Origin of the sequence: Streptomyces yatensis, from assembly GCF_018069625.1 — a bacterium.
GTDB lineage: Bacteria > Actinomycetota > Actinomycetes > Streptomycetales > Streptomycetaceae > Streptomyces > Streptomyces yatensis.
In genome coordinates this window covers 4961665-4980441 of record NZ_CP072941.1, presented here as the reverse complement: position 1 = coordinate 4980441, position 18777 = coordinate 4961665, and the positions used below count along the sequence as shown (strand labels likewise).

Annotated in this window: 11 protein-coding genes and 1 pseudogene; 7 read left to right on the top strand and 5 right to left on the bottom strand. The window is 73.0% G+C overall.

All coding sequences use genetic code 11. The features are described 5' to 3' along the window. Positions 1 to 500: 500 nt before the first annotated feature. The 3 genes from J8403_RS20675 (at position 501) to J8403_RS20665 (ending at position 3930) form a co-directional block, all read left to right on the top strand. Complete coding sequence (locus tag J8403_RS20675; protein WP_211124464.1) at positions 501 to 1880, top strand: sensor histidine kinase; 1380 nt, start codon at positions 501 to 503, stop codon at positions 1878 to 1880. Further along, positions 1877 to 2572 (top strand): response regulator, encoded by a 696-nt coding sequence (locus J8403_RS20670; protein ID WP_211124463.1) that lies wholly within the window; start codon positions 1877 to 1879, stop codon positions 2570 to 2572. The genes J8403_RS20675 and J8403_RS20670 overlap by 4 nt, the downstream gene beginning before the upstream one ends. Before the next feature lie 131 nt (positions 2573 to 2703). Further along, positions 2704 to 3930: a cytochrome P450 gene (locus J8403_RS20665; protein ID WP_211124462.1), complete on the top strand. Its 1227-nt coding sequence runs from the start codon at positions 2704 to 2706 to the stop codon at positions 3928 to 3930. Positions 3931 to 4051: 121 nt separating this feature from the next. Here J8403_RS20665 and J8403_RS20660 read toward each other — a convergent pair whose 3' ends face one another. Together J8403_RS20660 and J8403_RS20655 are read right to left on the bottom strand one after the other, a co-directional pair. Next, positions 4052 to 5704, bottom strand: a complete 1653-nt coding sequence (locus tag J8403_RS20660) for an ABC transporter permease (RefSeq protein WP_211124461.1) — start codon at positions 5702 to 5704, stop codon at positions 4052 to 4054. Beyond that, on the bottom strand, positions 5701 to 6618 hold the full coding sequence (locus tag J8403_RS20655; RefSeq protein WP_211124460.1) for an ABC transporter ATP-binding protein: 918 nt from the start codon (positions 6616 to 6618) through the stop codon (positions 5701 to 5703). The genes J8403_RS20660 and J8403_RS20655 overlap by 4 nt, the downstream gene beginning before the upstream one ends. Positions 6619 to 6710: 92 nt before the next feature. On the opposite strand from J8403_RS20655, the gene J8403_RS20650 reads away from it, so the two are divergent. Then, positions 6711 to 7265, top strand: a complete 555-nt coding sequence (locus J8403_RS20650; protein ID WP_211124459.1) for a GbsR/MarR family transcriptional regulator — start codon at positions 6711 to 6713, stop codon at positions 7263 to 7265. A 1087-nt stretch (positions 7266 to 8352) separates the two neighbouring features. On the opposite strand, the gene J8403_RS20645 is transcribed toward J8403_RS20650, so the two are convergent. After that, positions 8353 to 9399 (bottom strand): hypothetical protein, encoded by a 1047-nt coding sequence (locus tag J8403_RS20645; protein ID WP_211128348.1) that lies wholly within the window; start codon positions 9397 to 9399, stop codon positions 8353 to 8355. Positions 9400 to 9613: 214 nt separating this feature from the next. Between J8403_RS20645 and J8403_RS20640 the strand changes: the two genes are divergently transcribed. Next, a complete protein-coding gene (locus tag J8403_RS20640) occupies positions 9614 to 10897 on the top strand; it encodes an adenylosuccinate synthase (protein ID WP_211124458.1) in 1284 nt (427 codons plus the stop codon). A gap of 98 nt (positions 10898 to 10995) precedes the next feature. On the opposite strand, the gene J8403_RS20635 is transcribed toward J8403_RS20640, so the two are convergent. Together J8403_RS20635 and J8403_RS43705 are read right to left on the bottom strand one after the other, a co-directional pair. Then, entirely contained in the window at positions 10996 to 12837 is a 1842-nt protein-coding gene (locus tag J8403_RS20635) for a protein kinase domain-containing protein (protein ID WP_211124457.1), read from the bottom strand. A gap of 2130 nt (positions 12838 to 14967) precedes the next feature. After that, positions 14968 to 16101: pseudogene (locus J8403_RS43705) on the bottom strand (serine/threonine-protein kinase); the annotation flags it as partial. A gap of 353 nt (positions 16102 to 16454) precedes the next feature. On the opposite strand from J8403_RS43705, the gene J8403_RS20625 reads away from it, so the two are divergent. Together J8403_RS20625 and J8403_RS20620 are read left to right on the top strand one after the other, a co-directional pair. Then, positions 16455 to 17816 carry an aspartate aminotransferase family protein gene (locus tag J8403_RS20625; RefSeq protein ID WP_211124456.1) on the top strand — a complete coding sequence of 454 codons (1362 nt, stop codon included), beginning with the start codon at positions 16455 to 16457 and terminating at the stop codon, positions 17814 to 17816. Between the two features lie 209 nt (positions 17817 to 18025). Further along, on the top strand, positions 18026 to 18751 hold the full coding sequence (locus tag J8403_RS20620; protein ID WP_211124455.1) for a GntR family transcriptional regulator: 726 nt from the start codon (positions 18026 to 18028) through the stop codon (positions 18749 to 18751). Positions 18752 to 18777: the final 26 nt, after the last annotated feature.

The following is an 18777-nucleotide window of genomic DNA, read 5'->3' as shown; positions in this document are numbered from 1 at the left end:
GCTATCGCCCCGGGCCCGGCCGCGCAGCACCGCGGTGCACCTGGCGCGTTGTTATCGGCCCGTTCCCGGCCGAGCATTGCCGGGCGGCAATGGGCCGTGAGGTCCCGGGACGCATCTGGCCGCGTGACGTCGGGGCGTACGCCGCCGCATTGCGTCGGTGCGCACCCGGCCGGGTGACCGGGGGCGCTCCCGGCCGCACAGCATCCGGGCGCACCTCGGCCACGCAACCCGAGGCAGCACAAGCCGGCACCCAGACGGTGTCCGACGGGCCTTGAGGAGATACGCGGTCCCGCCCCTTCCCGTAACCAGGGGCCCGCCCCAGCCCCTGGTTACGGGAAGGGGCGGGGAGGGGAAAGACCCGCCGGACGCTTCATAGCGCCGCAGCACCGCAGCGCACCCAGTCACGCCCCACCCCACCGCGCCCCCACCGCGTAGTACTTGAGGCGGATGCCGCACAATCCACATTCCCGGGGACGACGGCGCTGTGCCCGCTCTCTACCGTGGACGGCGTGACCCAGACGATTCCGCGGACCGAACTCCGCACCCTCCGCCGGGCGTTCTCCGATCTGCGGAAGGACCTGATCACCGGCGCCTTCGCCCTCCGCCCGGTGCCGCCGCTGGCCGCCACGCACCCGCTGGTGCGGCAGATGCCCCGGGCGGTGCGGCCGTACGTGCCGTGGTTGCCGCATGCCGCGATCGTGGTCGGGGCCTTCTATCTCATGGCCGTGGCGAGTGAGACCGAGAACATGGGACTGGCCCTGCTCAGTGCCGTACCCCTGCTGGTGGCGCTCTACCGGCCGATCGGCGCCTGGTGGCTGTCCTTCGCGGCGAGCGTCTTCTGGAGCCTGGGCGTCCCCGAACCGGTCGGGAGCAGCATGTGGCCCTGGCCTGCGACCCTCTTCGCCTCGCATGTCGCGGTGATGATGATCGTCGCGAGCCGGAACCGCCCGCGGGTGGCCGGGCAGGTGCTGCTGCTCACGGCGCTGTTGGGGATCGCCTGCGATTTCAGCGCCGACGGGGGGCACACGAACGCCTTCCCCATGGTGGTCGCCTCCTGCGGCATCGTGGGCGCCGTCGTCGCCCGGCGCAGTCTGCGCGAGACCAAGCAGCAGGTCGCCGTGGAGCAGTCGGCCACCTACGAGGAGCGCTCCCGCCGCACCCTGCTGGAGGAGCGCGCCACCATCGCCCGCGAGTTGCACGATGTCGTCGCGCACCACATGTCCGTGATCGCCATCCAGGCGGAGGCCGCGCCCTACCGGGTGGCGAACCCGCCCGAGGAGCTGGCCACCAGCTTCGCGACCATCCGCGAGAACGCGGTCGCCGCGCTCACCGAACTCCGCCGCGTCCTCGGCGTCGTCCGCGCCGACGACCCCGATGCCTACGCCGACGCCGACCCCGAGGCGCCCCAGCCCACCCTCGCCACCCTCGACACGCTCTTCGCGGGGGTCCGGGCGGCCGGGCTGACCGTCGAGCACGTCGTCACCGGCGCCGTACGCCCGCTGCCCTCCGGTGTGGAGCTCTCCGCCTACCGGATCGTCCAGGAGGCGCTGTCCAACGCGCTGCGCCACGCCCCCGGATCCACCGCCCGCGTCGAGATCGCGTATGTCCTCGGCGGTCTTGGCCTGCGGATCGTCAACGGCCCGCCCACCCAGCTCGTACGCCCCTCGCCGGGCATGGGCCACGGACTGCTCGGGATGCGGGAGCGCGTGGCGATGCTGAACGGGGAGATGACGGCGGGAGCGGTGGAGGAGGACGGCGGCTACGAGGTCGCGGTCTTCATCCCGGCCGCCGCGGTCCCCGAGGCGGACGCCGCCGCTCCGGACACCGCGACGCCCCCGCGGCCGGGGCCCGCCCCGGAGCCGGGGACGATGAAGCCATGACGACCGATGTCACCGCTCCCATCCGCGTGCTGATCGCCGACGACCAGGTGATGGTCCGCGAGGGCTTCTCCGTGCTGCTGAACGCCCAGCCCGATATCGAGGTCATCGGCGAGGCGGTCGACGGGCGCCAGGCCATCGCCCAGGTCGCCGCGTTGCGCCCCGACGTCGTCCTGATGGACATCCGGATGCCGGAGGTCAACGGCCTCGAGGCCACCCGGGAGATCGTCGCGGCGGACGCGGACGCCAAGGTGCTCGTGCTGACCACCTTCGACCTGGACGAGTACGTCTACCAGGCGTTGCGCTCCGGAGCGAGCGGTTTCCTGCTCAAGGACGCCTCGGCCCGTCAGCTCGGCGATGCGGTACGCATCGTCGCGGCGGGCGAGGCGCTGCTCGCGCCGACCATCACCAAGCGCCTGATCACCACGTTCTCGCGGATCGGGGAGGCCGCCGGGTTCGGTGGCCCGCTTCCCTCCCCACAGGGGCGGCTGGCCGAGCTGACCGAGCGGGAGAACGAGGTCCTGGTGCTGGTCGCCCAGGGCTGCTCCAACGCCGAGATCGCCGAGCGGCTGATCGTCGCCGAGTCGACGGTGAAGACGCATGTCAGCCGGATCCTGGTGAAGTTGGGGCTGCGCGACCGGACCCAGGCGGCGGTGTTCGCGTACGAGGCCCGCCTGGTGACCCCTGGAGGCTGAGCCGGGCGCTGGGGGCCCTGGAGGCATGAGCATGCTCTGGAGGCTGGGAAGGTCCCCGGAGGCCCCTGAGCATGCCCTGGAGGATCCGGCGGGCCCTGGAGGCCGGGCGGGCCCGGCGGTACCGTCCGGGGATGAGCAGCAGCAGTGCGGAAGCCCCCGCCTTCGACCCGTGGCAGCCGTCGTTCGTCGCGGACCCGTATCCGGCGTACGCCGCGCTGCGCGAGCGCGGCCGTGCGCACTGGTTCGAGCCCTCCCGCCAGTGGCTGATCCCGCGGCATGCGGATGTCAGCGCCCTGCTGCGGGACCGCCGGCTCGGCCGCACCTATCTGCACCGCTTCAGCCATGAGGAGTTCGGCCGCACCGCGCCGCCGCCCGAGCACGAGCCGTTCCACACCCTCAACGACCACGGCATGCTCGATCTCGAACCGCCGGACCACACCCGGCTGCGGCGGCTCGTCTCCAAGGCGTTCACCCCGCGGACGGTCGAGGCGCTGGTGCCGACGATCCGGCGGTTCGCGGACGAACTCGTCGACTCCCTCGTCGCCTCGGGCGGCGGCGATCTCATCACGGCGGTCGCCGAACCGCTGCCGGTGGCCGTCATCGCCGAGATGCTCGGCATTCCGCAGGCCGACCGCCCCGCGCTGCGGCCCTGGTCGGCGGCCATCTGCGGGATGTACGAGCTGGGCCCGAGCGAGGAGACGGCGCGCCGGGCGGTGCGCGCGTCCCTCGAATTCTCCGGCTATCTGCGCGAGTTGATCGACTCGCGCCGTAACGCCCCGGGGGACGATCTGATCAGCGGGCTCATCGCCGCGCATGACGAGGGCGACCGGCTCACCGAGCAGGAGATGATCTCCACCTGTGTGCTGCTGCTCAACGCGGGCCACGAGGCCACGGTCAATTCCACCGGCAACGGCTGGTGGGCGCTGTTCCGCCACCCCGAGCAGCTCGCCCGGCTCCGCGCCGACCCGGACGCGCTGCTGCCCACCGCCGTGGACGAACTCCTGCGCTTCGACACCCCGCTGCAGCTCTTCGAGCGCTGGGTGCTGGAGGACATCGAGATCGACGGCACGGTCATCCCGCGCGGCAGCGAGGTCGCCCTGCTCTTCGGCTCGGCCAACCGCGACCCGGCCCGCTTCGACCGCCCCGACACCCTCGATCTCTCCCGCGCCGACAACCCCCATGTCAGCTTCGGCGCCGGGATCCACTACTGCCTCGGTGCCCCGCTGGCCCGTCTGGAGCTCGCCGCCTCCTTCGGTGCGCTGCTCCGTAAGGCGCCCGGGATGCGGCTGGTCAAGGAGCCGGAGCCGCAGGCGAACTTCGTGATCCGCGGGCTGCGGGAGCTGCTGGTCGAGCTCTGAGCGGACGACGGCGGCGGCGGACACGGCACCCGGCGAACGGCGCAGACAGAAGGGGCCCCCTGTTGTCCACAGCCTGTGGACAACAGGGGGCGGTTGCCGGGGTGTGGTGGGCCGACGGGGGTCAGCCGCCGATGTCACGGCGGCGCAGACCCACCAGTCCTCCGGCGGCGAGAACGACCGAGAGAAGCAGCAGCCACAGGAAGGGTGCGGCCGTCACCTCATCGCCCGGCAGCTTCGGCAGATGGCTGAAGGGCGAGGTGTTCATGACGGAATCGGACAGCTCCAGCGCCGGGCCCATCCAGCCCAGGGCGACCACCCAGCCGACGAAGGCCCAGGCCGCGGCCGAGTACTTCGGCAGCACGCCCACGAGGAAGACCGTCACGCTGGTGAGCACCCACAGGGCCGGGAGCTGGGCGAGGGTGGCGCCCATACAGCGGCCGAGCTGGTCGCCCAGATCGCCCGCCGCGACGCCGTAGCCCAGACCGAGCGCCAGACCGCCGATGGCGAGGATGACGACCGGGCCGAGGTAGGCGATGACCAGATGGCTCCCGGCCCAGCGCAGCCGGCCCACGGCGTTGGACAGCAGGGGCTCGGCGCGCTGGTCGGTCTCCTCGCCGCGCAGCCGCAGCACGGAGCTGGCGGTGTAGACGGCGAGGATGGTGCCGAGGACGCCGACCATGGCGGCCAGGAACGCGTCGTTGAGCCCCTGGGCGCCGCCCATCCGCTGGATGATGTCGCGGGTCTGGTCGCTGTCGCCGAGGAAGTCGTCGGCGCCGTCGGAGATGGATCCGAAGATGGCGCCCGCGAAGACGAAGCCCGCGGCCCAGCCGAGCAGGGCACCGCGCTGCAGCCGCCAGCCCAGGCCGTAGACCCCGTTCAGCAGCGGGCCCGCGGCCGGCGGGCCGGGACGGCTGGCGTAGAAGCTGGCGCCCACGTCGCGACGGCCCGCGAGGGAGTACGCGAGGCTGATCGAGGCCGCGGCGAGCACGGCGATCAGCAGCAGCGGCCACCAGCGCTCGCCCCCGTACGGCCGGGCGTACTCGGCCCAGCCCAGCGGCGAGAGCCAGACCAGGACGTGGCCGGAGCCCTTGGTGCCGTCCTCGGCGGCGTCACCCGCCATACGCAGCACGAAGGCGACGCCGACCGCGGCGGAGCTCAGGCCCCGGGCCAGCCGTGCGTTCTCCGTGAGCTGGGCGGCGACGGCGGCCAGACCGCCGAAGGCCATACCGGACAGGCCGACGGCGAGGCCGAGCGCGAGCGCGCCGGTGCCGCCCTGGCCCGCGAGGCTGCCCGCGATGAGCAGGGTCACCGCGCCATTGGCGATGCCCACGGCGAGCAGCGCCGAGGTGAGACCCGCGCGGCGGCCGACCATCCCGGCGGAGAGCGCCTCCTGACGGCCGGTCTCCTCCTCCTCACGGGTGTGCCGGATCACGATGAGCAGGCTCATGATCGCGGCGAACACCGTGAGGAAGGCACCCACGCGCCAGACGGTGAGCGCGCCGAGCGAGTCGTCGAAGGCGGCGCCGAACAGGGCCCGGGTCGACCCGTTCCCGTTCATGTCGTGGACGAGGTCGGCGCGCCGGGCGGGGGTGTCGTACGCGCTCTTCAGACGGCCGACGGTGCTGCTGGCCGTGAGCCCCAGGCACAGCACCCACACCGGCATCATGATCCGGTCGCGCCGCAGGGCGAGCCGCAGCAGCGTGCCCGTGCCGGCCAGATCGCGGGCCGATCCGCGGGTGCGGGGGGAGACCCGGGCGTCGGCTACGGCGGTCATCGGACGATCGCCTCGGCTTCCGTGTGCGAGATGTCGTCCTGGTAGTGGCGCAGGAAGAGCTCTTCCAGGGTGGGCGGGGTGGAGATGAGGCTGCGCACCCCGGCCTGGGTGAGCTGGCGCAGCACGGCGTCCATCTTGTCGGTGTCGACCTGGAGCTTGACCTGGCGGCCCTGAATGTCCACGTTGTGCACACCGGGGAGGCCGGACAGGCCGTTCGGCTCGCCGGCGAGCTCGGCGGTCACCGACGTACGGGTCAGATGGCGCAGCTCGGCGAGTGTGCCGGACTCCACCCGCTTGCCCTTGCGGATGATGCTCACCCTCCGGCAGAGCGCCTCGACCTCGCTGAGGATGTGGCTGGAGAGCAGCACCGTACGACCGCGGTCGCGCTCCTCGGCGACGCACTCGCGGAAGACCTCCTCCATGAGGGGGTCGAGCCCGGAGGTCGGCTCGTCGAGGATCAGCAGCTCCACTTCGGATGCGAACGCGGCGACCAGGGCGACCTTCTGCCGATTGCCCTTGGAGTACGTACGGCCCTTCTTGGTGGGGTCGAGCTCGAACCGCTCCAGGAGCTCGGCGCGGCGTGCGGAGTCCAGCCCGCCGCGCAGCCGTCCGTACAGGTCGATGACCTCTCCGCCGCTCAGGTTGCGCCACAGGGTGACGTCCCCGGGGACGTAGGCGATGTGGCGGTGGAGGTCGACCGCGTCGTGCCAGGGGTCCTTGCCGAGCATCTGCACCGCACCGGAGTCGGCGCGCAGCAGACCGAGGAGGACCCGGATGGTGGTGGACTTCCCGGCGCCGTTGGGCCCGAGGAAGCCATGGACCTCACCTGCCTCGACTTCGAGGTCGAGGCCGTCCAACGCGTGGGTCCGGCCGAAGGACTTGTGGAGGCCGGACACGGAGATTGCCGTTTTCATGATTTCGAAGCTACGCTAGTTTCACAAAATTGTGAAGTTAAGGAACCATATAAACTTATGATGATGTGACGAAGAGAGGAGATGATGAAGCGGTGAGGGAGACGATCGAACCGGAGGACGCGCCCGGTGATGCGCGGGACGAAGCGGCGGTGTCCAGGTTCGTCGAGCGGTTCGCGGCCGATCTTGCCGAGGCCGGTATGCAGCGCATGGCGGCGCGGGTCTTCGCGGCGCTTCTCGTCTCCGACGCCGGGGCCCTCACCTCCGCCGAGCTCGCCGAGCAGCTGCGGATCAGCCCGGCCGCGGTCTCGGGCGCGGTCCGGTATCTGTCCCAGGTGGACATGGTGGTGCGCGAGCGCGAGCCGGGCTCCCGCCGCGACCGCTACCGGCTCTACAGCGAGGTCTGGTACGAGACCCTGACCCGTCGCGACCAGATGATGGCCCGCTGGGAGAGCACCATGCGCGACGGTGCGAAGGTGCTCGGCCCGGGCACCCCGGCGGGGCTGCGGATCACCGAGACCGCCGACTTCTTCGAGTTCGTCCAGCAGGAGCTGCCCAGGATGCTGGAGCGCTGGCGCGCCCACCAGGCCGCGGACCGCGCGGCGGAGGCGCGCGAAGCGCGCGAGGCGCGCGAAGCGGAGGCGGGCTAGCAGCCGGGCGGCCGCGGCGGCCGGGGCGGCGCCCCGAGCGCGCCGCCCATAGACACCGGGTCGGGCGCCCCGGGCCTGTAAACGCCGGGCTCGGAGGCGGGCGGTCCCGCCGGTCGCCGGAGGCGGTTGCGTGCGGCGAGGCGCGGGTGGCGGTCGGTCGCCCAGGCCGCGGACCGTGCCGCGGAGGGGCGTGAGGGGGAGGCGGGGTAGTGGCCGGGGCGTCGGCGCGGGCGCGGTGCTCATAGACGTCGGGTCGGGCGCCCCGGGCCTGTAGACGCCGGGCTCGGAGGCGGGCGGTCCCGCCGGGTGCCGGAGGCGGTTGCGTGCGGCGAGGCGCGGGTGGCGGTCGGTCGCCCAGGCCGCGGACTGTGCCGCGGAGGGGCGTGAGGGGGAGGCGGGGTAGTGGCCGGGGCGTCGGCGCGGGCGCGGTGCTCATAGACGTCGGGTCGGGCGCCCCGGGCCTGTAAACGCCGGGCTCGGTAGGCGGGCGGTCCCGCCGGGTGCCGGAGGCGGTTGCGTGCGGCGAGGCGCGGGTGGCGGTCGGCCGCCTAGGCCGCGGACTGTGCCGCGGAGGGGCGTGAGGGGGAGGCGGGGTAGTGGCTGGGGCGTCGGCGCGGGCGCGGCGCCCGGGGCCGGGGCGCTGGACCCGGGGGCGGGTCGCCGGGCGGTCCTGCCCGGCGCCGGTACCCGTCGTGTCCCGCCCGGCTCCGGATGTGGGCGTCAGCCAGTGGCCGTCGCGTGCGGCGCGGCGCCGGTGGCTGTCGTGTCCGGTCCGGCTGCGGATGCTGTTGCCTGCGGCCCGGCACAGATGGCCGTCGCCTGCGGTCCGGCGCCGGATGCGGTCGCCCCCGCGCCCGCGCGCGAGTGGCGGTTGCGTGCGGCCCCGGCACAGACGGCGGTCGCTTGCGGTCCGGCACAGATGGCCGTCGCGTGCGGTCCGGCGCAAGTGGCCCTGGCGTCCGGTCCGGTGCCGGTGGCCCTCGTGTCCGGCCCGGCGCCGGGCCGGGCCCGTGGTCCTCGCGTCCGGCCCGGCGCCCGTGGTCCTCCTGCCCCGCCCCGCGCGGGTTCGTGGGGGCGCGAGTGGGGCTCAAGGGCGGTGGGGGAGCATCAGGGTCCAGGCCTCCGCCAGGACCGTCCAGGTGCGGCTGCGCACCGGGCCCCGGATCAGCGCGTCCGCGTGATAGCGGAAGTCCGGGCCGGAGACGGTGACGGCCCGCGCCCGGGTGCGCAGCGGGCCGTCCGCCGCGTGGGGATGGACGACGACCTCGGCCAGCCCGCCGCCCGGTGCGGCCGTTGACACCGAGACCCCCTCCACCGGCCGGTCCAGATCGGTCAGCAGCACGCCGTCCGCCTCGATCCGCAGCCGCTGCGGCGGCGGATGGGCCGGTCGCCGGGCGCCGCCGGCCAGCCCGATCACGGGGAGCGAGAGCAGCGTCAGCGCGGTGCGGGCGGTGCGGGCCGCCGGGGTCCACCACGGCCGGTTGCCGTCGCCGTCCGGATCGTCGCCGGGCGGGCCCCCGCCGTGCCCGCCGTGCTCGCCGTTCTCCCCGCTCTCCCCGTCTTCCTCGGCCCGGCGACGGCGGTCGCGGTCGCAGGGATCGCAGCGGCAGTCCCGGCCCCTCGACCCGCCGCCGAACGGCCCCGGGTCGTGCCCGTCCGGCCCGTCCGGCCCGGCCGCCGCGCCGCAGCCGCCGCCCGGCGTCCCGTGCGCACTGTAAGGAGCGCGTCCGGAGGGAATCCGCAGGCCACCGAGGACCACCCCGCCGCTCTCGTCCACCAGCAGATCACGCGGGCGCGCGGTCCCGTCGAGGACCGTACGGGCCGCGGCGACCGCGTCCGTCGGCACGCCGAGCGAATGGGCCAGGGCGACCGTCGCGGAGCCGCCGACCGGGACCACCGACAGCGTCGCGTCCGCCAGCTCCCGCCGCCGGTGCAGCAGCTCCACCATCCGCAGCAGGGCGCGGTCGTCGCCCACCAGCACCGGCCGGCGGGCGCCGCGCCGGGCCAGCGCCCGCTCGACTTCCTCCGGGCCGTCCGGCAGGCAGATTTTCGTCTGCGCGCCCGCACAGAGCACATCTTTCGCGATCCGCACCGACTCCCCGTCCGTTCGCCGGGCGTTGGGGTCGATGACCATGAGCAGCGGGCGCCCCCGGACGGTGTCCGGCGCAGGGGGCCGGGGATCTGGAGCCGACACCTCGGTCCTTCCTCAGGTAATCTCTCGGTGCAAGAGCCCCTGTCGCTGTTGCGCCAGGGGCTTCGTCTATCCGGGGCACCGGTTCGACGGCTCTTGTGGTGGCGCACGTCACCATGCACGTTGGACATGCCCCGCCCGGAAGGGGTGTACGCCTGTGCCCGCACTTGTGCTGCTCGGTGCTCAGTGGGGTGACGAGGGCAAGGGAAAGGCCACCGATCTGCTCGGCGGCTCCGTGGATTATGTAGTGCGTTACCAGGGCGGTAACAACGCCGGCCACACCGTGGTGGTGGGCGACCAGAAGTACGCGCTGCACCTCCTCCCGTCCGGAATCCTGTCGCCCGGGTGCACCCCGGTCATCGGCAACGGTGTCGTCGTGGACCCTTCGGTCCTGCTCTCCGAGCTGAGCGGGCTGGATGAGCGCGGCGTCGACACGTCCAAGCTGCTGATCAGCGGTAACGCCCATCTGATCACGCCGTATCACACGACCCTCGACAAGGTGTCGGAACGCTTCCTCGGCAAGCGGAAGATCGGCACCACCGGCCGCGGCATCGGCCCGGCCTACGCGGACAAGATCAACCGGGTGGGCATCCGGGTCCAGGACCTCTTCGACGAGTCGATCCTGCGGCAGAAGGTGGAGGCGGCCCTGGACCACAAGAACCAGGTGCTGGCCAAGCTCTACAACCGCCGTGCCATCGCGGTCGACCAGGTCGTCGAGGAGCTGCTGGGCTACGCGGACCCGCTCCGCGGCTATGTCTCCGACACCACCCTGCTCCTCAACAACGCCATCGACCAGGGTCAGGTGGTCCTCTTCGAGGGCGGCCAGGGCACGCTGCTCGACGTCGACCACGGCACGTATCCCTTCGTCACCTCCTCCAACCCGACCGCGGGCGGCGCCTGCACCGGCACCGGAGTGGGCCCGACGAAGATCAACCGCGTGATCGGCATCCTGAAGGCGTACACCACCCGCGTCGGCGCGGGCCCGTTCCCCACCGAGCTCCTCGACGAGGACGGCGAGAAGCTGCGCACCATCGGCGGCGAGCGTGGCGTGACCACCGGGCGCGACCGGCGCTGCGGCTGGTTCGACGCGGTCATCGCGCGCTATGCGACCCGGGTCAACGGCCTCACCGACTTCTTCCTCACCAAGCTGGACGTGCTCACCGGCTGGGAGCGGATCCCGGTCTGCGTCGCCTACGAGATCGACGGCAAGCGGGTCGAGGAGCTGCCGTACAGCCAGACCGACTTCCACCACGCCAAGCCGATCTACGAGACCCTGCCGGGCTGGTCGGAGGACATCACCCAGGCCAAGACCTTCGACGAGCTGCCGAAGAACGCGCAGAAGTACGTCCAGGCGCTGGAGGAGATGTCGGGCGCCCCGATCTCGGCGATCGGCGTCGGACCGGGCCGGGACGAGACCATCCAGATCAACTCGTTCCTCTGACCCCGGACGGGACCCCCGACCGACCCCGGACGGGACCCTCGACGGGAGAGCGGCCCGCGCGCCGGCGTCATCACGCCGCGGGCGGGCCGTCGGCGTCACTACGCCGCGGGCGGGCCGAACACTCCGGCGGGCTGCTGCGCCTGGCCGACGGGAGCCGTGGCCCGCTGCTCCTGCATCTTGGTGATCCGCCGCACCACCGCGATGGCCAGCAGCGCCGTCAGGATGCCGATGACGTCGTCGGCGATGCTGACGGCGACCCTGGGCCGCTGTTCCCGGATGGTGTCGCCGACGATCTCGCTGACGCCGTTCACCGGGAACATCAGGAACATGATCACGAAGAACGTCCACCACCAGTGCAGCACCCCGCGTCCGCGACGGCCGGGCCCCGGAGGAGTGCTGGAGGTCCAGATGTCGTTGGCGATCTGCTTGGGCAGCCACAGCTGGGCGACCGGGATGAACCAGGCACCCACGGCGTAGCCGCTGCCGAACCGCTGCCGGCCGGGGTTGAGAACCGTGGAGTTGATGTAGGCGGTCCGGAACCAGACCAGCCACAGCACGACGAGCACGAGCGCGGCGACACCGGTGCCGCTGTCCATCGCTTCGACGTCGCTCTTCTTGCTGTAGAGCATGTCATCGGTGACCGTGCCGGAGTCGAGCGAGAAGTACGTGTCGAGCAGCGAGATGTTCAGCGCCATATCGAGCAGCGTCAGCACCAGCCAGATGCCGAACATGCTCATCAACGCGGTGGCCAGACCCCGTATCGGCTTCAGCCTGGTGCCCGGGGCGGGATAGCCCACCGGCGTCTGATAGCCGCCCTGCCAGGGCTGGGTGGGCGGCGGCACCTGGTACGCGGGCCCCCCGCTCGCATGCGCGTGGGGTGTCGCGTACGCCGACGGCGTGCCGTACGCGGAGGGGCCGGGCGGGGTGTGCGGGGCGGACTGGGGGTGGCCGGTCTGGGGGTGGCCGGTCTGGGGGTGGCCGTACGCCGACGGGCCCTGCCGCGGTGCCATGGAGTCCGGCTGGGCGTTCTCGGCCTCCACCTCCAGCAGCTGCAGCGCGTCCCGTCCGAGCCGGGCGAGCAGCCCGCCCGGCAGCCAGGGCTCACCGTCGTCGGTCACCGGCTGGGTGGCGGCGATCAGCTCGTCCACCGAGGGCCGCTGGGCCGGGTCCTTGTTCAGGCACGCGGTGACCAGCCCGCGCGCCCCCTCGGGGAGCCCCACCAGATCGGGCTCCTCCTGGGCTATTCGGTACATCAGGGCGTGGATCCCGCTGTCCACGTTGCCGAACGGCTGACGTCCGGTGGCGGCGAAGGCGAGCACCGAGCCGAGGCAGAAGACATCGCTCGCGGCGGTCACCGGCTCGCCCCGCACCTGCTCGGGCGACATGAACCCGGGCGAGCCGACGACCGCTCCGGTCATCGTCAGATTGCCGCCCGTGGTGGAGCCCACGGCGTCCAGGGCGCGCGCGATGCCGAAGTCGATGACCCGCGGACCGTCGATGGTGATGAGGATGTTGGACGGCTTGAGGTCGCGGTGGATCAGCCCGGCGCCGTGGATGTCGCGCAGCGCCAGGGCCAGTCCGTTCGCCAGGATCCGCAACGACCGCTCGGGCAGCGCCCCGAAGTCCTCGGCGACGACGCTGTGCAGGGACGGACCGCCGATGTAGCCGGTGGCCACCCAGGGCACCTCGGCGTCGGTGTCGGCGTCGAGCACGGGGGCGGTCCACTGGCCGCCGACCCGTGTGGCCGCCTCCACCTCCCGCTTGAAGCGGCCGCGGAAGTCGGGCTGTCGTGCGAGTTCGGCCTGTACGAGCTTCACCGCGACGGTGCGGCCGCGGGCGGAGCGGGCGAGATAGACCCGGCCCATTCCGCCCTCGCCCAGCTTGCCGAGCAGCCGGTACTCGCCGATCCACCGCGGGTCCTGGGCCCCGAGGTTCTCCATCGCGGTGTGGCTCCTGTCCCTGTGCCGATAGTCCCTGCGCCGATCGGCCGATCAGTCGAGGCGGGTGAACGTCTGTGTCATCGTCTCATCGCTGTAATCGTCCGGGTCGTCATACTCGACACGCAGCTTGTCATGTCCGGAAGACGTGAACGTCAGTGACGTGCCGGGCTCACAGAGATTCTTAGGGGTACCCCCGGTGAACTTCGACGGGCTGAGGACGAGGCCCTTCTCCACCGAGGCCAGCACCCGGTCACCCTCGCAGTGGTACTTCTTACTGTCCGCCACTTCCTGGGCCACCGCGGTGCCGATCGCACCCTGCTTGATGGTGATCTTCAGCGTGGCGTCCTGCTTCCCGAACGCGTCCTTCGCCAGCCACGTGCCCTCGTACGAGGAGGGGATCGGCTTGCCGCCGCTCTTCGAGGGGCGCAGCGTCGCCTCGTAGGAGCCGTCCGTGGTGCTCCAGGCGAGGGTGCCGTCGTTGCCTATCCGCAGGGTCTGCTCGCCGACCGTGCTGCAACTCTCCTCGGGGATGCTGGTGGTGACCTCGTCGTCCTCGATGAGGAGCAGGCTGTCGGCCGACTTGAGCTTGGCCGAGTCCTGGCAGAACGAGTCCGAGTCGGAGGTCAGGGTCTCGGCGACGAACGCGCCGACCGGCCCCTGGGAGAGGACGATCCGGCGGATCTTGCCGGTGGACGAGCCGCTCTCCTTGATCTCGCCCTCCCAGGCGCCCAGATACTCGGTGGGCACGTCGCCGGTCGTGTCCAGCTTGGTCGCGGACGGATCGGGCGCGCCCGAACCACCGGGGGGCGCCTTGGAGTTGGCGCCACCGGGGCTGTTGGGCGGGGTGTGGGTCATCTTGTCGTAGTCGGTCTGGGCCTTGTCGCCCTTGCCGCCCTTGTCATCGTTTCCGTTGACCACGACGAGGGCGGTGACCCCGGCGATGAGCAGCGTGGCGACGGCGGCCGAGATGACGATGAGCGTCTTACGGCGGCGCTTGGGCGGCTGCGGCTGCGGCGAGCCGCCGCCGGGGCCGCTCGGCCCGTTCGGCGTGCCCGGTCCGCCCGGCCCGTTCGGCGCGCCGAACCCGGCGGAAGGCGACCCGGCGGGCTGCCGGCCTTGGGCCGGGGCGGGCCCGAACGAGGTGACGGCGGGCGGCCCGAAGGCGTGCGGCGGCGTCTGCGGTTCGCCGCCCCCGCCGGGCCGCGACGGCGTGGCGTGCGGCGGGTAGCCGTACGCCGGGGCGGCGTAGGGGGAGCCGGAACCGGGCGAGTTGGGCGCGGCGGGGGTCGCTCCGGCGTGCGGTGGGGTGGGGGTTCCGGGGGTGCCGTGGGCGGGTGCGGCGTGTGGCGGTGTGGCGGTTCCGGGTGTGCCCTGCGCGCCGCCTGCCCGCGGCGCCGCGTACGGCGCGGGGCTCTGTGGCCCGGCGCCGCCGGGTGAGTTGGGCGATGCGGCAGCCGCGTCGCCCGTTCCGGCGTGCGGTGGCGTCGGGTGTCCGGGTGCGCCCTGGCCTTCGCCTGCCTGTGGTGCGGCGGAGGAGGGCGCGCCCTTCCGAGGTCCGCTCGGCGTCGCGGCGGGGCTCTGGCTTCCACCGGCCGGGGACGCGTTCGCCTGCCGTGGGTCTGCCTGCCCTGCGCCTGTCTGTGGTGCGGCTGCCTGAACTGCCTGCGCCGCGTCTGCCCGCGGTGCGGCCGACCGTTGGCCGGGCGTTCCGGATGCGGCGGCCTGCGGGGCGTCGTGGCCCCGCGCGGCACCACTGGGAGTGCCGGGCGACGCGGCGGATCCCCCCGCCGCCCCGGCCTGCGGTCCGGCGGCCGCCCCGCCCGGCGTTGCGGGCCCTGCGGCGGGATGGCCCGGGGTGTCCTGGTGCGCGGCGGCCTGCTGCGACGCGCCCTGCCCCGGCCCGCCGTGGCCCGAACCGGCCTGCGCGCCGTCGCCCGATGGCGCGTCGGCCGACGACGAGGCGGCCTGCGGCCCGACGGCCGGGTCCGAGCCGCCTTGGTCCCCGCCCGCCTGCGGCGCGGCACCGTACGGTCCGGCGGCCTGCCCGCCCGGCTGGGCCGTGCCGCCCCGCCCCGCGCCCGCCGAAGGAGGCGCGGACGGAGCCGGGGGGAGCGACGCGCCCGCCTGGGGCGCGGCCGACGGGAGCGGCGGAGTGGTGGGCGGCGGTGTGGTGGGCGGCGGGGGCGTGGTGGGCTCCGCCGGAGCCAGCGGGTACGACGTGGCCGACGGCGGCGCGGAGGGCGGCGGCGGCACGGCAGGCCCCGCCACTCCGCCCACGGGCGTCGCGGGTCCCGCCGCCCCGGCCATGGGCGGCACGGCAGGCCGCGCGGGCATTCCCGGCACGGCGGGCACCCCCGGCCCCGCGGGTGTCTCGACCTCCAGGAGCTGCACCGCATGCCGTCCGAGCTGGGCGACGAGCCCGCCCGGCAGCCACGGTTCGCCGTCGTCGTCCGCACCGGCCGTTCGGTCCAGCAGCTCCTCCAGCGAGGGCCGGTCCTCCGGGGCCTTCTTCAGGCAGTCGGTGACCAGCTCGCGCAGTCCCTCCGGCAGCCCCTCCAGGTCCGCTTCCTCCTGTGCGATGCGGTACATGACCGCGTGCACCCCGCTGTTGGCCGTGCCGAAGGGCTGCCGGCCGGTCGCCGCGTAGGCGAGCACCGAGCCGAGGCAGAAGACATCGCTGGCCGGGGTGACCCGCTCGCCGCGCACCTGCTCGGGCGACATGAAACCGGGCGACCCGACGACGGCGCCGCTGCGCGTGAGGATGCCGTCGGTGACGGTCTCCAGCGCCCGGGCGATGCCGAAGTCGATGACGCGCGGACCGTCGATGGTGACCAGGACGTTGGAGGGTTTGAGGTCGCGGTGGACCAGACCGGCGTCGTGGATGTCGCGCAGGGCCTGCGTGAGGCCGTGGGCCAGGATGCGGACGGTCCGCTCGGGCAGCCGGCCCGACTCGGAGACGATCGCGTGCAGGGAGGGACCGGCGATATAGCCGGTGGCGACCCATGGGGTGGCGGCCTCGGTGTCGGCGTCCAGCACCGGCGCGGTCCAGGCGCCACCGACCCGCTGCGCGGCCCGCACCTCCTGTTTGAACCGCCGCCGGAATTCGGCCTGTTGGGCGAGCTCGGTCTGGACGAGCTTCACCGCCACCGTACGGCCACGCGAAGAATGAGCCAGGAACACCCGGCCCATGCCACCCGCGCCAAGGCGCCGGAGCAGCCGGTACTCACCGATCCAGCGTGGGTCCTCGGCCCCCAGGTCTTCCATGCGTCGATCGCCCCTTCCCCGTGAATCCCCCTGATCAGCCCCTTGGAGAGAATAAAGGCGGCTGAGAGCGAAGTGGACGACGCGGACGATCCGTTATCGGTTCCGTATCCGTCCTGTGTCACTCCCGGGCCGGGGAGCGAATTCCGGACGCCGCGCCCCGATCACCGGCGGTGCCGCGCCCCGGTCACCGGCGGTGCCGCGCCCCGGTCACCGGCGGTGACGACAAGAGCCCGGCCACCCGGCAAGGTGTCGGTGGGCGGCCCGAAACCCTGACAGCCTGTCGGTGCCAGGCCCGGGCACACGATCCGTACGCTGGTGCCACCCCGACCCGCGAGCGATGCGAGGTACCGAACGTGTCCGTGCAGCCCAGCCCCGACCTCGCGGCCGGCGCCGCCGTCAAGGCCGCCGACCGTGCGCATGTGTTCCACTCCTGGTCCGCGCAGGGCCTGATCGACCCCCTCGCCGTCGCGGGCGCCGAGGGCTCGTACTTCTGGGACTACGACGGCAACCGCTACCTCGACTTCTCCTGCCAGCTGGTGAACACCAACATCGGCCACCAGCACCCGAAGGTCGTCGCCGCGATCCAGGAGCAGGCCGCGAAGCTGTGCACGATCGCCCCGGGCTTCGCCGTGGACGTACGGTCCGAGGCGGCGCGGCTGGTCGCCGAGCGCACCCCCGGCGACCTCGACAAGATCTTCTTCACCAACGGCGGCGCCGAGGCGGTGGAGAACGCGGTCCGGATGGCCCGGCTCCACACCGGCCGCCCCAAGCTGCTCTCCGCCTACCGCTCCTACCACGGGGCCACCGCCACCGCGATCAACCTCACCGGCGACCCCCGCCGCTGGGCCTCCGACAGCGCCTCGGCGGGTGTGGTGCACTTCTGGGCGCCGTTCCTCTACCGCTCGCCCTTCCACTCCGACAGCGAGGCGCAGGAGTGCGAGCGCGCGCTGCGCCACCTCGAGGACACCATCGCCTTCGAGGGCCCGCAGACCATCGCCGCGATCATCCTGGAGACCATCCCCGGCACCGCCGGGATCATGGTCCCGCCGCCCGGCTATCTGGCCGGGGTCCGGGAGATCTGCGACCGCTACGGGATCGTCTTCATCCTGGACGAGGTCATGGCGGGCTTCGGCCGCACCGGCCACTGGTTCGCGGCCGACCACTTCGGCGTCACCCCGGACCTGCTGACCTTCGCCAAGGGCGTCAACTCCGGCTATGTGCCGCTCGGTGGCGTCGCGATCTCCGCCGAGATCGCCGCGACCTTCGACCAGCGCCCCTACCCGGGCGGGCTCACCTACTCCGGCCACCCGCTGGCCTGCGCCTCGGCCGTCGCGACGATCAACGCGATGGCGGAGGAGGGGATCGTGGAGAACGCCGCCGCGATCGGGGAGAACGTGATCGGCCCGGGGCTGCGGGAGATCGCCGACCGCCACCCCTCGGTCGGCGAGGTGCGCGGCCTCGGCGTCTTCTGGGCGCTGGACCTGGTCAAGGACGAGGAGACCCGCGAACCGCTCGTCCCGTACAACGCGAGCGGACCGGCCAACCAGCCGATGGCCGACTTCGCCGCGGCCTGCAAGCGCGGCGGTCTGTGGCCCTTCGTGAACATGAACCGCACCCATGTGGTGCCGCCGTGCACCGTCACCGAGGCCGAGGCCAAGGAGGGGCTCGCCATCCTGGACGAGGCGCTGGGCGCGGCCGACGCGCATACGGCGTAGCCGCATCGGGGCTCCCGGCGCAGCCGCAGCGGGGCTCCCGGCGCAGCCGCATCGGGGCTCTGCCCGTTTGCCCTCCGGCCGCCGCCCGAGCGCTGCCCGGTGTAGACCACTGCCGCACTCTGCGTGTTCCGCGCAACGGCCCTCGCATATCGTGATGCGAGGGCCGTCCGCTTTCTTGATCCGACGGCCGTGGAAGGAGACGGTCCTCGATGCCCGTGCCCGGCGCCAGCCCGGTAAAGCGGAACACCCTGCGGCAGCAGATCGCCGACGCGCTCTGTGACGAGGTGCTTGCGGGCCGGCTCCCTGCGGGGCGCCAGTTCACCGTCAAGGAGATCGCCCAGCAGTACGGCGTCTCCGCGACCCCCGTCCGGGAGGCACTGCTGGATCTGTGCTCCCAGGGGCTGCTCGATGTCGAGGAGCACCGGGGCTTCAAGGTCCACGACTTCACCATCGACGACTTCCGGTACATGGTCGACGCCCGCACGATGGTGGTCGAGGGCGTCTTCCGGCACTACGTCGAGCAGACGCTGAAAACCATGACCCCGCAGGCGCTGGCCTCGGTGAGGCGGCGGGCCGAGGAGGCCGAGCGGGCCGCCCGCTCCGGCGACCTGGACATCCTCATCGGCTACGACCTGCGCTTCTGGCGCGAGATCTGCGGGCTGGTGGGCAATCCGTATGTGTCGGACTTTCTGCAGCGGCTACGCGTGCAGACCTGGGTCTTCACGGTGCCGTACCTGCGGCGCGTCCCCGATCTGCGCGGCCAGCTGTGGACGGGGCACTCCGAGCTCACCGCGGCGGTCACCCGGGGGGACCCGCATGACTCGGAGCGGTTGATAGGGGCGTACAACACGCATTTCCGTGCGCTGATCGAGCGGTTGGTGGCGCGGGAGGAGTCGCGCGCCCAGAACCGGACCTCGGAGGTCAACTCCCCCTGATCTCCTCCTGAACTCTTCTCGAACTC